Origin of the sequence: Cronobacter dublinensis subsp. dublinensis LMG 23823 (genome assembly GCF_001277235.1) — a bacterium.
Lineage (GTDB): Bacteria > Pseudomonadota > Gammaproteobacteria > Enterobacterales > Enterobacteriaceae > Cronobacter > Cronobacter dublinensis.
This window is the reverse complement of sequence record NZ_CP012266.1, coordinates 2,355,811-2,369,073: the sequence shown is the minus strand read 5'-3', so window position 1 is coordinate 2,369,073 and position 13,263 is coordinate 2,355,811. Positions and strand designations below refer to the sequence as shown.

Genomic DNA, 13,263 nt, shown 5'->3' with positions numbered 1-13,263 from the left:
TCACTCTCTCTCCATGTTCAGCGGGAAATGGCAGGCGAAAAGATGATTTTTCGGCCCGTCGAGACGCGGGGTTTCGATGCATTTGCGCTGGGCGTACGGGCAACGCGGTCCGAGACGGCAGCCGATCGGCAAATGCTCAAGCAGCGGGATCGCGCCCGGCAGCGTGTTGAGGCGGCTTTTATGCGGCATCGCGCTGCCGAAGTCCGGGATGGCGCGGATCAGCGCCTGAGTGTATGGATGATGCGGCGTCGAGATAAGCTCCTCACTCGGCGCGGTTTCCACCGTCTGGCCGCAGTAAAGCACGTCGATGCGGTTGGCCCACTGGCTCAGCATCTGTAAATCGTGGCTGATGAGCAGAATCGTGGTGTTGTTATTCTGGTTGAGCCGGGAGAGCAGGCGGAAAATCTGCGCCTGGGTGGTCGGCTCCATCGCGTTGGTCGGCTCATCGGCAATCAGCAGGCGCGGCTGGTTGGCGAGCGCGATGGCGATCATCACCTTCTGACACTCGCCTTCGGTCAGCTCGTAAGGGAAACTGCGCATGGCGTCTGTGTGATCTTTAATCCCCACACGGTGCAGCAGCTCGATGGCCCGGCGCTTGCGCCAGCCAAAACGCTGCCACCAGCGGCCTTTGTAAGTCCAGCCGGGAATGTTTTGCATCAGCTGGCGGCCGATTTTCTCCGACGGATCGAGACAGGATTGCGGCTCCTGAAAAATCATCGACACGTTATGGCCGACCAGACGGCGGCGCTCGCGATGCGAGAGGCGCAGCAGGTCGATATCATCAAACCGCATACGGTCGGCGGTAATGCGCCAGTTGTCTTTGGCGACCCCGCAAATCGCTTTGGCGATAAGGCTCTTGCCGGAGCCTGACTCCCCGACCAGACCGCGAATCTCGCCTTCCGGCAGGCTCAGGCTGACACGATCCACCGCTTTCACCCAGCCTTCGCTGGTTTTAAATTCAATCGTCAGATTGCGGATATCAAGCAGCGGCATTACTCCACCCCCGCGTCAATGGCGCGACGAATACCGTCGCCCAGCAGATTCACCAGCAAAACGCTCACCATAATTGCCGCACCCGGCAGCATTACCGTCCAGGGCGCGACGTAAATAAGCTCCAGCGCGTCGCCCAGCATCGCGCCCCATTCGGGCGAAGGCAGCTGCGCGCCGAGATCCAGAAAACCGAGCGCCGCGATATCCAGAATCGCAATCGACAGCGCGCGGGTGATTTCGCCCACCAGCAGCGACGCAGTGTTCGGCAGCACGGCGAACAGCAGAATATTAAAGGTGGTGGCGCCGTCGAGGCGCGCGGCGATGACATACTCTTTTTCCAGCTCGTCATGCACCATGCTGTAGACCGAACGCACCATACGCGGCACCAGCGCCAGCCAGACGGCCAGCATCGCGTGGCTTAACTGCGGCCCGGCGAAGGCGACCACGATAATCGCCAGCAGCAGGGAGGGAATTGACAGCAGCGTATCGAGCACGTGATTCAGCACCGCCGAGCGCAGGCCGTGGGTCGCGCCCGCCAGCACGCCCAGCAGCAGCCCGCAGACCGTCGCGGCGAGCGTCACCACGAACGCGCCGCCGATGGTGGGCGCCGCGCCGCTCAGCAGACGGCTTAACAAGTCGCGCCCTAAATCGTCGGTACCGAGGAAGAACGAGACTTCACCGTAGCGCGACCAGGACGGCGGCAGCAGTTGATAGCCGAGGAACTGCTGGTCGATGCCGTAGGGCGCGAACACCCGGCCAAACACGCACAGTAGCACCAGGCCCGCACAGCCGTAAAGGCCCACCATCGCCACGGTGTCGCCATAAAATTTGCGCCAGACGGTGCGCAGCGCGCCCGGCGGGCGTTTCTCGCGATAGACGCTATCGTAAGGCATACCATTCCTTATGTTTCAACGGGTTCGCCAGCGCGCCCACAATATCTGACAGCACGTTCACCAGAATAACCAGCGAACCAATCACCATTACGCCCGCTGAGATCGCGGCGTAGTCCTGTTGACGGATAGCGTTAATCAGCCAGCGGCCAAGCCCTGGCCAGCTGAACACCATTTCGGTGATCATCGCGAGCGTCAGCATGGTGGAGAATTGCAGGCCGAGACGCGGGATAACCGGCGGCAGCGCGTTGTGCAGCACATGGCGGCGCAGGATAGTCAGGCGCGAGAGACCGCGCGTGGCCGCCGCTTTGATGTAGTTGCGCTCCAGAATTTCAACCGTGCTGACGCGCACCAGGCGGATCACCTCGGTGGTCGGCGCGACCGCGAGCGTCAGCACCGGCAGCACCATATGGCGCAGCGCGCTTAAAATCATCTCGTGACGCCACGGCGAATCAGACAGCCAGGCGTCAATCAGGGCGAACCCCGTCACCGATTTCACTTCATAGAGCAGATCAAAGCGCCCCGACACCGGGAACCAGCCGAGCGTCAGCGAAAAGAAGAGGGTAAACAGCAGCGCCAGCCAGAACACCGGGATCGAAAAGCCGAGCAGTGCGAACGCGCTGATAAGTTTATCCTGCCATTTATGGCGCAGAATGCCCGCCGCCATGCCGACCGGAATCCCCACCAGCAGGGCCAGCCCGAACGCCAGGAAGCAAAGCTCCATCGTCGCCGGGAACACCTCGCGCAGTTGGGTGGAGATAAGCTGCCCGTTAATGCTGGAGACGCCGAAATCCCAGTGCAGCACGCTGTCGCACCAGAACAGCCAGGCGTTCCAGAACGACGCGCCCTGCAGCGGCGCGTGGGGCGTGAAATAGCTCAGGCAGAAGCCGACCATCGTCAGGAAAAACAGCGTGATAACCAGCAGCACCAGCCGGCGCAGGGTAAAGATAATCATGGCTGTTTGTCCTCTGTGACTTCACGTGAGACGCCCGCGAACGAGGCGTTGCCGAACGGGCTCAGCACCAGGCCTTTCATATCGTAACGATACGCCTGCAGCCGCAGCGATGACGCCAGCGGCAGCACCGGCAGCTGTTCGGCGAGAATGGTCTGGGCGCGGGTATAAGCTTCGATGCGGTAGGCCAGCTGCTGCGAGGAGAGCGCCGACTGCAACACGCCGTCGAAATCGCGGTCGCACCAGTGGGCGTAATTGGTTTGCGAGCGAATAGCCGCGCAGCTCAGCAGCGGGCGGAAGAAGCTGTCCGGGTCGTTGCTGTCTGTCGACCAACCCGCGAGCGTCAGGTCGTGATTCATGTCCATCAGCCGGGCCTCCTGAAAACGGCCCTCCACCGGCACAATCTCAACGGTGACGCCAACCTGCGCCAGATCCGCCTGCAACAGCTCGGCGGTTTTCAGCGGGCTCGGGTTCCACGCCTGCGAGCTGGTGGGCACCCAAAGTTGCAGCGTCAGGTTTTCAAGCCCCAGCGCTTTAAGCTGCGCGCGCGATTTATCCGGGTTGTATTCGGTGATTTTGGCGTTGTTGTCATACGCCCAGGAGGCGCGCGGCAAAATCGAGGCGGCGGTTTCCGCCGTACCGTAATAGATGGACTGCATCAGGCGCTGGTTGTTAATGGCGAGCGCCAGCGCGTGGCGTACCTTCGGATTATCGAGCGGCGGCTTGTGCGTATTAAACGCCAGATAGGCGATATTCATGCCGGGGCGCAGCGTCAGGCGCAGGCGCGGATCGTCTCTGAGGCTCGTAAGCTGGCTCGCGGCAGGCCAGGCGAGCACGTCGCACTCGCCGGTCAGCAATTTGGAAAGCCGCCCGGTGCCGCCGGAGCCGAGATCGATAACCGCCTGCGGCATCTGCGGTTTGCCGCGCCAGTAGGCGTCGTGGCGCAGCAGACGGATAAATTGTCCGGCGCGATACTCGCCGAGGCGGAACGGCCCGGTGCCGACCGGCTCGCGGTCAAGCTCTTCCTGATTGCCGCTACGCTCAAGCGTCGCGGCGTACTCCGCCGACATCACCGAGGCGTAATGCGTGGCGAGATGCCATAAAAAGGAGGCGTCCGGCTGGCGCAGGCGAAACTCCACGGTACGGTTATCGAGCTTACGCACGCTGCGCACGTTATCGGCGAACTGCAGGCTGTCAAAATAGGGGTAACTTGCGCCATTGACGTTATGCCAGGGGTGTTTGGGGTCGATAATGCGCTGGAAGCTAAACACCACGTCGTCGGCGTTAAACGCGCGGGTAGGCGTAAACCAGCGGGTATGCTGGAACTGGACGTCCGGGCGCAGCCGAAAGCGCCAGGTGATGCCGTCGTCCGGGCTGTACCAGCTTTCGGCGAGCTCCGGCACGAGGCGATAAGTATAAGGATCGACATCCAGCAGGCGGTCATAGAGCTGGGCGGCGAGCGTATCGACCGTCAGCCCGCTGCTGGCCTTCTGGGGGTTAAACGTATTGACCTGGCCATTAACGCAATAGACAAAGCCGCTCTGGCGAATATCGCCAGGAGAACCGGCGGGAGGCGCAGCAAAAGCCGGTACGCTCAGGAGCCCGAGCGTCGCTAAAAAAGGGGAGAGAATTCCGCGCATAAGTTTTTGAGTTGTTTTAGTCACCAGGCAAAGTGTATCGCACTTACGGCAGCTTCGTAAAAAACTCTGCGGGCGTTTGGGTTAAAAGTATCCGGCTTTAGCGAATTTCATGTTTTTTCAGCAGCGCCCGCAGCTGGTGGTAGGTCAAACCCAACAATTCCGCGGCCTGTTTCTGGTGATATTTCGCCGCCTGTAACGCCGTTTCCAGCAGCCGTTTTTCCTCGTCATGTTGCCATTTGCGCAGGTTCAGCGGCAGCGTGGGCGCGTTTGCTGTGAGAGCGGGGGCGCTAAGCCGCGCCGGGGGCGGCGTGTCGCGGCGAAACGGATCGAGGATAATCGTATCCACCGGCTCGTCGCTGCTGGCGTGACGATACACCGAGCGCTCCACCACGTTTTTCAGCTCGCGGATATTTCCCGGCCAGCCATAACCCAGCAGCGTCTCGCGGGCGCGTTCGCTAAAGCCGGGAAAGAGCGGCAGGCCGAGTTCGCGGCACATCTGGATAGCGAACTGTTCTGCCAGTAGCATAATGTCGGTGTCGCGCTCGCGCAGGGCAGGGAGCAGCACCACGTCGAAGGCGAGACGGTCGAGCAGGTCGGCGCGGAATTTCTCTTCTTCGACCAACTGCGGAAGATCGGCGTTGGTGGCGCAGATAAGCCGCACGTTCACCTGCAACGGCTGGCTGCCGCCGACGCGCTCCAGCTCGCCATATTCAATCACGCGCAGCAGTTTTTCCTGCACCAGCATCGGCGCGGTGGCGAGCTCATCAAGAAACAGCGTGCCGCCGTCGGCGCGCTCAAAGCGCCCCGGATGGCGCTTCTGCGCGCCGGTAAACGCGCCCGCCTCATGGCCGAACAGCTCGGAATCGAGCAGGTTTTCATTCAGCGCCGCGCAGTTGAGCGAAATAAACGGCCCCTGCCAGCGGCGCGACAGATAATGCAGGCGGTGGGCGATAAGCTCCTTGCCGGTGCCGCGCTCGCCAATAATCAGCACGGGTTTATCGAGCGGCGCCAGCTGCGACACCTGCTCCAGCACCTCAAGAAACCGGTTCGCCTCGCCAATCAGGTTATCTTTGTATTCAGTCATGATGAAATTCACCACTTAGTAGCGTATATCACTACTTTAGCCTGGATGGGCGCAACGGTACAATTTTCATTAATCTAATAAAATCAATTAAATAAAAAGTTGGCACGCCATTTGTATTAAGCCATACAGCAAGGGCTTAGCCCGTCTTACCATGTAGAGGATGAAATTATGGGTATTTTTTCTCGTTTTGCCGACATCGTGAACGCCAACATCAACTCCCTGCTGGAGAAGGCTGAAGATCCGCAAAAACTGGTCCGTCTGATGATTCAGGAGATGGAAGATACGCTGGTAGAAGTGCGCTCCACCTCCGCTCGCGCGCTGGCTGAAAAGAAACAGATAGCCCGTCGCATCGAGCAGGCGAACGCGCAGCAGGCCGAATGGCAGGAGAAAGCCGAGCTGGCGCTGCGTAAAGAGAAAGACGATCTGGCCCGCGCCGCGCTTATCGAAAAACAGAAGCTGACCGACATCATCCGCACGCTGGAAGAAGAAGCGACCCAGATGGATGAAACCCTGGCGCGCATGAAGCAGGAAATCGGCGAGCTTGAGAATAAACTCAGCGAAACCCGCGCACGTCAGCAGGCGCTGACCCTGCGCCACCAGGCGGCGTCGTCTTCACGCGATGTGCGCCGTCAGCTCGACAGCGGCAAAATCGACGAGGCGATGGCGCGTTTCGAATCGTTTGAGCGCCGTATCGACCAGATGGAAGCCGAAGCGGAAAGCCACGGCTTCGGCAAGCAAAAATCGCTGGATCAGCAGTTCGCCGAACTGAAAGCCGATGACGACATCAGCGTGCAGCTGGCGGCTCTGAAAGCGAAAGTGCAGCAGCGCGACGGCGAGTAAACGCCTGCGTTGACAAGGAGCGCGGCGGCGATGGCCGTCGCAATATTCACCCGTAAGGAGAACCCATGAGTGCACTTTTTCTGGCTATTCCGTTAACGCTGTTTGTGCTCTTCGTGCTGCCGGTCTGGCTCTGGCTGCATTACAGCAACCGATCCGGGCGCGACGCGCTGTCGCAAAGCGAGCAGCAGCGTCTGGCGCAATTAAATGAAGAGGCTCAGCACATGCGCGAGCGTATTCGCGCGCTGGAGCAAATTCTCGATGCCGAGCACCCGAACTGGAGAAACCAATAATGACGCGGACGTTTAGCGGCAAAAAACTGGGGCGCCTGCCCCGCGAAGGTATGGTCAAAGGCGTGTGCGCCGGTATCGCGCACTATCTCGACGTGCCGGTCAAGCTGGTGCGACTGATAACCGTACTGTCGATGCTCTTCGGGCTCTTTTTTATCACTATCGTCGCCTATATCGTGCTGACCTTCGCGCTCGACCCGCTGGATGAGACGCAGGAAGGGGAGGCGACGCCGACCAGTAGCGAACTGCTGAATGCGGTGGATGCCGAACTTGCCGCAGGCGAACAGCGCTTAAGAGCGATGGAGCGTTATGTCACCTCGGACGCCTTCTCGCTGCGCAGCCGGTTCCGCCAGCTATAATCAGGTTATCAGGGGGCCGTGCCCCCGGTTTTAAAGGAGTCGCCATGAATTCCACCACACGCTGGCAGAGAGTCTCCCGCCACGCGAAGCCCGGCCTTAAGCTCGCCGGCAAGCTGGCGCTGATGACCGCGCTGCGTTACGGCCCGGCAGGGGTCGCAGGCTGGGCGATAAAATCCGTCGCCCGCCGTCCGCTGAAAATCGCGCTGGCGTTTGCGCTTGAACCGCTGCTGAAGCGTCTCGCAAACCGCGTCTCGACGCGCTATATCAATAAACCCTCCCGTAAATAGCCCGAGCCCCTCGGGCTTTTTTACGTTCCCCTTTTAGATCCCGCCGCGACCGTATCATTTCTCAGGCGCACTTACCGCGTAAGGGTTGCTGACATCGCTCGTCGCACGGTAACGCCCGAATAGACCGACATATTCTTAAACATACAGAAACTAATAGAAATTCTCCTGCTTCGCTTAAGCGACTACTATCCCTGCGCTATTGGCTTTAACAGGAAAAGGAATATGACCTGGATTTATCATCAAAGCAGTGGGAAGTTGTTTCGTAATGGCAAGCTGATGGGAACGGGATACGCCGGTAAAGACGCAGGTAAAAATGCGCCAAACCTGCAGGGCACCGCGGATATCGGCCCGCTGCCGCGCGGCAAATACACCATTGGCGCGCCGTTTCATCATCCTCATACGGGGAATTACTCAATGCGTCTCACGCCTGCCGCGAGTAATCATATGTTTGGTCGTTCGGGCTTTCTGATCCATGGCGACAGCACCGCGCATCCCGGCGAGGCGTCAAACGGTTGTATCATTATGCCGCTGAATGTTCGACATGCTATCTGGAGCAGTGGCGATCGCCACCTGGAGGTTGTGCAATGAAAAAGTTAATGATGGCCCTGATCGCCTGTTGCCCGCTGTCCGTGCTGGCCGCCGCCCCTGACTGCGCTTCCTGGCCGATGAACATGGCGCAGGTCTGGCTGAAGAATGAGAAAATCGTCGACATTGCGCAGCTTGATACGGCCAAAACCAGCAAGACGCTCCTCGCCGCCGAGAAGAAAAAAGACGGTATTTATACAGAAGTGTATCGCTTTATCTTCCAGGACAAAGCTGGCAAGCACTACGAACTTATCACGAAGAATGATGCTTCTGCCGAAGAGTGCTCGGTGAGCGGCGTCAGTGTCTTCCTGGTGAGTAAAAGCGAAATAACCGAATAACGGGTTAACACCCGGACTAAAAAGAAGGTGACCGCAGGTCGCCTTTTTTACGCGCCCCGAATACCTTTTCTGGATTTTATTTCTGGCATTTTTTGCGCTACTTCACAATTACTCATGCCCGTTTCCGGAAACCGAGTTTAATTCCTAAAAGCAAACTTTTCGCGCGTTGACACCCCTGTATTTCCGGGAGTAGCCTTTCTTCGTGGGACCGCTACCATGAGGAGTGTTATCAATGGATGAAATAACAATGCCCGCCATAAATATGGATGTTATTCGCAATTTAATTACGCAAATTTATGGCGATTATTTTAAACCTTCACATTTTAAGGCGCTTGAAAAAGGTATTTCGCAAACGCGCAGCGAAATAACCACGCCGCGTAAAAAAGGGTGGGATGAAACGGACGTGGTATTAATTACCTATGCCGATCAGTTCAGCGCGCCGGGTGAAAAACGCCTCGCAACCTTTCAGCGTTTTTTTGAAGCCTGGCTGAAACCGCTTTTCTCGCATATTCATCTGCTGCCGTTCTATCCGTGGTCGTCTGACGACGGGTTTTCCGTGGTGGATTATCACCGCGTCGACCCGCAGTGCGGCGACTGGCGCGACATCGCCCGGCTTAACCGCGACGCACGGCTGATGTTTGATTTTGTCTGCAACCATATTTCGGTCAAAAGCGACTGGTTTGCGAACTACCTCGCGCAGCAGCCAGGTTTTGAGGATTTCTTTATCGCGATGGATCCGGCGACCGATTTATCTGCCGTCACCCGACCGCGCGCGCTGCCGTTATTAACGCCGTTTACGCTGAAAAACGGCGAGGTGCGGCATCTCTGGACGACCTTTAGCGAAGATCAGATTGACCTTAATTTCGCAAGCCCCGACGTACTGCTGGCGATGGTCGAGGTTTTGCTGCACTACCTGCGCGAAGGCGCACAGTATGTCCGGCTCGATGCGGTCGGGTTTATGTGGAAAAAACCTGGAACGTCCTGCATCCATCTGGAAAAAACACATCTGTTAGTGAAGCTCTTTCGCGCCATCGCCGATGCGGTCGCGCCGGGCACCGTCATCATTACCGAAACCAACGTGCCCCATAGGGACAACATCGCGTACCTCGGCAACGGCCATGACGAGGCGCAGATGGTCTACCAGTTCCCGCTGCCGCCGCTGGTGCTGCACGCCATTCATACCCGCAACGCCCTCGCGCTCTGCCAGTGGGCCCAGGGGTTGTGCGACGCCCGGGCTGGCGAAACCACCTGGTTTAATTTCCTGGCCTCCCATGACGGCATCGGGCTGAACCCGCTGCGCGGCATCCTGCCGGAAGCTGAGATCCTGAGCCTGGTCGATGCCCTGCAGGCCGAGGGCGCGCGGGTGAACTGGAAAAACAACCCTGACGGCAGCCGCAGTCCGTATGAAATCAACGTCACTTATATGGACGCACTCAGCGCTCGCAGTGACAGCGACGCAGAGCGCCTGGCGCGCTTCCTGCTTGCCCACGCGCTGCTATTAACGTTCCCCGGCGTGCCGGCGATTTATATTCAAAGCATCCTGGGCTCGCGTAATGATGAAGAGGGTGTGGCGCGTCTTGGTTATAACCGCGCGATTAACCGTCAGAAATATACTGAGACGGAAATGACCGACGCGTTACAGCGTGCAGGGAATTTACGCCACGACACCTGGAAGCGGCTCGGCGAATTAATTACGCTGCGCCGTCAGTACGCCGCATTTCATCCTGACAGCGCTTTTGCCGCACGCTGTATTAATAACAGCGTGCTGGAAATTATTCGCACCGCGCAAAGCGGCATGAAAATTACCGCGCTGTTTAATTTCAGTGAGGTGTCGCAAAGTATTTCTTATGACGCGCGCGGCCAGCGTGAATTAATTTCTGGCGTGACGCCCGCGAATGGAACGCTCACGCTCGCCCCCTGGCAAGCAATGTGGCTTAGCAAAGCCTGAAAGGACTAAAACATGCGAAATAATACTGGCGTGCTGATTTTAGCACTGGTTGCCTGCGCCCTGATGTCAGGCTGTAACGACGATAAAAAAGATCATGTCACCATCGAATTTATGCATTCCTCGGTGGAGCAGGAGCGTCAGGCGGTCATTACGCAGCTCATCGCCCGCTTTGAAAAGGCTAACCCGGATATCACCGTGAAACAGGTGCCGGTGGAAGAGGACGCCTATAACACCAAAGTGACCACGCTCGCCCGGTCCGGCGCGCTGCCGGAGGTGATTGAAATCAGCCACGACTACGCCAAAGTGATGGACAAAGAGCAACTGCTGGATCGCGACGCCATTAAGGCCGCGGTGGCCCAGGTGGGCGAACAACAGTTCTTTGACGGCGTTCTGCGCATCGTGCGTACCGAGGATGGCACCGCCTGGACGGGCGTGCCGATCAGCGCCTGGCTTGGCGGCGTCTGGTATCGCAAATCGCGTCTGGCGCAGGCGGGGCTGGGCGCGCCGCAGGACTGGCAGTCGCTGCTGAATGCCGCAACGCTGCTCAATAAACCCTCCGAGAAAAAATATGGCATCGCGCTGCCGACTGCCGAAAGCGTGATGACCGAACAGGCTTTCTCGCAGTTTGCGCTCTCCAACGGCGCTAACGCCTTCGACGCCCGCGGCAACATCACGCTCAACACGCCAGAAATGCGCGAGGCGCTGGAGTATTACCGCGAGCTTGCCGCGCTCTCCATGCCCGGCTCCAGCGACGTCATGGAAATCAAAGACGCCTTTATGAACGGCACCGCGCCGATGGCTATCTACTCCACCTACATTCTGCCGGCCGTGTTTAAAGAGGGCGACCCGCAGGATCTCGGCTTTGTCGTGCCGACCAAAAAATCCGCCGCCGCCTACGGCATGCTGACCTCGCTCACCATCACTGCCGGGCAGCGTGAAGAAGAAACCGCGGCGGCGAAAAAATTCGTGGTCTTTATGGAACAGGCGGAAAACGCCGCCGACTGGGTGCTGATGTCGCCGGGCGCGGCGCTGCCGGTGAATAAAGCCGTTGTCGACACGCCGGCCTATCAGCAAAACCCCGTCATTAAAGCGTTCGGCGGACTCACCCGCGAGCTTATCGCGCAGTATCCCAACGTGCAGATCTTCGGCTCGGTCGGCGATAAAAACTTTACCCGCATGGGGGACGTGACCGGCTCCGGCGTTATCAACGAGATGGTCAACAGCGTGACGGTCGGCGGTAAATCGCCGGAAGCGGCGCTGACGCTTGGGCAAAAACGCCTGGATGAACTGGTCGCCAGACCGTAACCCCGCTTCAGGAAAGGACGCGCATGAAGACCTTAACTTCCGGTCGATCTGACCTGCCATTCGCCATGCTGCTCCTGGCCCCCAGCCTGCTGTTGCTGGGCGGCCTGGTGGCCTGGCCGATGCTGTCGAATATCGACATTAGCTTTTTACGCTTGCCGCTGAACCCGCGACTGCCGTCGCAGTTCACCGGTCTTGAGAACTACCGCAACATCCTGACCGATCCGGGTTTCTGGCACTCGCTGTGGACGACCTTCTGGTACACGGCGCTGGTGGTGGGCGGGAGCACCGTGCTGGGGCTGGCGGTCGCCATTTTCTTTAATCGCGAGTTCCGGTTTCGCAAAACCGCGCGCTCGCTGGTGATCCTCTCGTATGTCACGCCGTCAATCTCGCTGGTGTTCGCGTGGAAATATATGTTTAACAACGGCTACGGCATCGTGAACTGGGTGGCAGGGGATCTGCTGCACCTCTGGCAGCACGCGCCGCTGTGGTTCGACAACCCCGCCAGCAGTTTCGCGCTGGTGGTGCTGTTCGCTATCTGGCGTTATTTCCCTTACGCATTTATCTCGTTTCTGGCGATTTTGCAGACCATCGACAAATCGCTCTACGAGGCGGCGGAAATGGACGGCGCCAGCGCCTGGCAGCGGTTTCGCATTGTGACGCTGCCCGCCATCATGCCCGTGTTGGCGACGGTCGTGACCCTGCGCACCATCTGGATGTTCTACATGTTCGCCGATGTTTATCTGCTCACCACTAAGGTCGATATCCTCGGGGTGTATCTCTACAAAACGGCCTTTGCATTCAATGATCTCGGCAAAGCGGCGGCGATCTCCGTGGTGCTGTTCATCATCATTTTCGCCGTGATCCTCCTTACCAGAAAACGGGTGAATCTCCATGGCAACAAATAAACGTCTGGCACGGCGCGCCGGGTTTTATCTCGGGCTGGCGCTATTTCTGGTGACAACGCTGCTTCCTTTCTTTGTGATGCTAATGACCTCGTTCAAAAGCCCCAAAGAGGCGATTTCGCTGCATCCGACGCTGCTGCCGCAGCACTGGACGCTTGAGCACTACGTCGACATTTTTAACCCGCTGATCTTTCCGTTCGTCACCTATTTTCGCAACAGCCTGGTGGTGTCGGTTATCTCTTCGGGCATTGCGGTGTTTATCGGCATTCTCGGCGCGTATGCGCTCTCCAGGCTGCGCTTTACCGGCCGGATGACCATCAACGCCAGCTTCTACACGGTGTATATGTTCTCCGGCATTTTACTGGTGGTGCCGCTGTTCAAAATCATCACAGCACTTGGCCTCTACGACACCCAGCTCGCGATTATCGTGACGATGGTGACCCAGACGCTGCCGACCGCCGTATTCATGCTGAAAAGCTACTTCGACACGATCCCCGATGAAATCGAAGAGGCGGCGATGATGGACGGCTTAAACCGCCTGCAAATTATTTTTCGCATCACCGTACCGCTGGCGGTGTCCGGGCTGGTGTCGGTGTTTGTCTATTGCTTCATGGTGGCGTGGAACGACTACCTCTTCGCCTCGATTTTCCTTTCCAGCGCATCGAACTTCACGCTGCCGGTCGGGCTTAACACCCTGTTCAGCACGCCGGACTACATCTGGGGACGCATGATGGCGGCCTCGCTGGTCACGGCGCTGCCGGTTGTTGTGATGTACGCGCTTTCCGAACGTTTTATCAAAAGTGGTCTGACAGACGGCGGCGTTAAGGGCTGACCGTGTCATTTTCAGGGAGAAAGT

General features: G+C 58.3%; 15 protein-coding genes. 10 read left to right on the top strand and 5 right to left on the bottom strand.

What is annotated here, in order from left to right:
- From sapD to pspF, 5 genes are all read right to left on the bottom strand, one after another.
- Positions 1-993 (bottom strand): putrescine export ABC transporter ATP-binding protein SapD, encoded by a 993-nt coding sequence (gene sapD, locus AFK67_RS10775; RefSeq protein ID WP_007723835.1) that lies wholly within the window; start codon positions 991-993, stop codon positions 1-3.
- Positions 993-1,883 carry a putrescine export ABC transporter permease SapC gene (sapC, locus tag AFK67_RS10770; RefSeq protein WP_007723832.1) on the bottom strand — a complete coding sequence of 297 codons (891 nt, stop codon included), beginning with the start codon at positions 1,881-1,883 and terminating at the stop codon, positions 993-995. Before sapC ends, sapD begins: the two co-directional genes overlap by 1 nt.
- Positions 1,870-2,835 carry a putrescine export ABC transporter permease SapB gene (gene sapB / locus AFK67_RS10765; protein ID WP_007723827.1) on the bottom strand — a complete coding sequence of 322 codons (966 nt, stop codon included), beginning with the start codon at positions 2,833-2,835 and terminating at the stop codon, positions 1,870-1,872. Before sapB ends, sapC begins: the two co-directional genes overlap by 14 nt.
- Complete coding sequence (gene sapA, locus AFK67_RS10760) at positions 2,832-4,472, bottom strand: ABC transporter substrate-binding protein SapA (protein ID WP_007723824.1); 1,641 nt, start codon at positions 4,470-4,472, stop codon at positions 2,832-2,834. Before sapA ends, sapB begins: the two co-directional genes overlap by 4 nt.
- 97 nt (positions 4,473-4,569) lie before the next feature.
- Complete coding sequence (gene pspF / locus AFK67_RS10755; RefSeq protein ID WP_032967326.1) at positions 4,570-5,556, bottom strand: phage shock protein operon transcriptional activator; 987 nt, start codon at positions 5,554-5,556, stop codon at positions 4,570-4,572.
- 168 nt (positions 5,557-5,724) lie between these two features.
- Here pspF and pspA point away from each other — a divergent pair, with 168 nt between their 5' ends.
- The 10 genes from pspA (at position 5,725) to AFK67_RS10705 (ending at position 13,239) form a co-directional block, all read left to right on the top strand.
- Positions 5,725-6,396, top strand: coding sequence for a phage shock protein PspA (pspA, locus tag AFK67_RS10750; RefSeq protein WP_007723816.1), 672 nt, complete (start codon positions 5,725-5,727; stop codon positions 6,394-6,396).
- A gap of 65 nt (positions 6,397-6,461) precedes the next feature.
- Entirely contained in the window at positions 6,462-6,686 is a 225-nt protein-coding gene (gene pspB, locus AFK67_RS10745; protein WP_007723813.1) for an envelope stress response membrane protein PspB, read from the top strand.
- Positions 6,686-7,042 carry an envelope stress response membrane protein PspC gene (gene pspC / locus AFK67_RS10740; RefSeq protein WP_007723811.1) on the top strand — a complete coding sequence of 119 codons (357 nt, stop codon included), beginning with the start codon at positions 6,686-6,688 and terminating at the stop codon, positions 7,040-7,042. Before pspB ends, pspC begins: the two co-directional genes overlap by 1 nt.
- A gap of 44 nt (positions 7,043-7,086) precedes the next feature.
- Entirely contained in the window at positions 7,087-7,329 is a 243-nt protein-coding gene (gene pspD, locus AFK67_RS10735; protein WP_007723807.1) for a phage shock protein PspD, read from the top strand.
- Positions 7,330-7,551: 222 nt separating this feature from the next.
- Positions 7,552-7,917: a tlde1 domain-containing protein gene (locus tag AFK67_RS10730; RefSeq protein ID WP_007723802.1), complete on the top strand. Its 366-nt coding sequence runs from the start codon at positions 7,552-7,554 to the stop codon at positions 7,915-7,917.
- A gap of 8 nt (positions 7,918-7,925) precedes the next feature.
- Positions 7,926-8,252 (top strand): hypothetical protein, encoded by a 327-nt coding sequence (locus AFK67_RS10725; protein WP_231692176.1) that lies wholly within the window; start codon positions 7,926-7,928, stop codon positions 8,250-8,252.
- Positions 8,253-8,484: 232 nt separating this feature from the next.
- Positions 8,485-10,200, top strand: a complete 1,716-nt coding sequence (locus tag AFK67_RS10720) for a sugar phosphorylase (protein ID WP_038883522.1) — start codon at positions 8,485-8,487, stop codon at positions 10,198-10,200.
- A gap of 12 nt (positions 10,201-10,212) precedes the next feature.
- Positions 10,213-11,505, top strand: coding sequence for an ABC transporter substrate-binding protein (locus AFK67_RS10715; protein WP_038883525.1), 1,293 nt, complete (start codon positions 10,213-10,215; stop codon positions 11,503-11,505).
- 23 nt (positions 11,506-11,528) lie between these two features.
- A complete protein-coding gene (locus AFK67_RS10710; RefSeq protein WP_007723790.1) occupies positions 11,529-12,410 on the top strand; it encodes a carbohydrate ABC transporter permease in 882 nt (293 codons plus the stop codon).
- Positions 12,397-13,239: a carbohydrate ABC transporter permease gene (locus AFK67_RS10705; RefSeq protein ID WP_007723785.1), complete on the top strand. Its 843-nt coding sequence runs from the start codon at positions 12,397-12,399 to the stop codon at positions 13,237-13,239. Before AFK67_RS10710 ends, AFK67_RS10705 begins: the two co-directional genes overlap by 14 nt.
- The last annotated feature ends 24 nt before the right edge of the window (positions 13,240-13,263 follow it).

Excerpts from the sequence above, each read along its gene's own strand:
- sapD (WP_007723835.1), bottom strand. The coding sequence starts at position 993 with ATGCCGCTGCTTGATATCCGCAATCTGACGATTGAATTTAAAACCAGC.
- sapC (WP_007723832.1), bottom strand. The coding sequence starts at position 1,883 with ATGCCTTACGATAGCGTCTATCGCGAGAAACGCCCGCCGGGCGCGCTG.
- sapB (WP_007723827.1), bottom strand. The coding sequence starts at position 2,835 with ATGATTATCTTTACCCTGCGCCGGCTGGTGCTGCTGGTTATCACGCTG.
- sapA (WP_007723824.1), bottom strand. The coding sequence starts at position 4,472 with ATGCGCGGAATTCTCTCCCCTTTTTTAGCGACGCTCGGGCTCCTGAGC.
- pspF (WP_032967326.1), bottom strand. The coding sequence starts at position 5,556 with ATGACTGAATACAAAGATAACCTGATTGGCGAGGCGAACCGGTTTCTT.
- pspA (WP_007723816.1), top strand. The coding sequence starts at position 5,725 with ATGGGTATTTTTTCTCGTTTTGCCGACATCGTGAACGCCAACATCAAC.
- pspB (WP_007723813.1), top strand. The coding sequence starts at position 6,462 with ATGAGTGCACTTTTTCTGGCTATTCCGTTAACGCTGTTTGTGCTCTTC.
- pspC (WP_007723811.1), top strand. The coding sequence starts at position 6,686 with ATGACGCGGACGTTTAGCGGCAAAAAACTGGGGCGCCTGCCCCGCGAA.
- pspD (WP_007723807.1), top strand. The coding sequence starts at position 7,087 with ATGAATTCCACCACACGCTGGCAGAGAGTCTCCCGCCACGCGAAGCCC.
- AFK67_RS10730 (WP_007723802.1), top strand. The coding sequence starts at position 7,552 with ATGACCTGGATTTATCATCAAAGCAGTGGGAAGTTGTTTCGTAATGGC.
- AFK67_RS10725 (WP_231692176.1), top strand. The coding sequence starts at position 7,926 with ATGATGGCCCTGATCGCCTGTTGCCCGCTGTCCGTGCTGGCCGCCGCC.
- AFK67_RS10720 (WP_038883522.1), top strand. The coding sequence starts at position 8,485 with ATGGATGAAATAACAATGCCCGCCATAAATATGGATGTTATTCGCAAT.
- AFK67_RS10715 (WP_038883525.1), top strand. The coding sequence starts at position 10,213 with ATGCGAAATAATACTGGCGTGCTGATTTTAGCACTGGTTGCCTGCGCC.
- AFK67_RS10710 (WP_007723790.1), top strand. The coding sequence starts at position 11,529 with ATGAAGACCTTAACTTCCGGTCGATCTGACCTGCCATTCGCCATGCTG.
- AFK67_RS10705 (WP_007723785.1), top strand. The coding sequence starts at position 12,397 with ATGGCAACAAATAAACGTCTGGCACGGCGCGCCGGGTTTTATCTCGGG.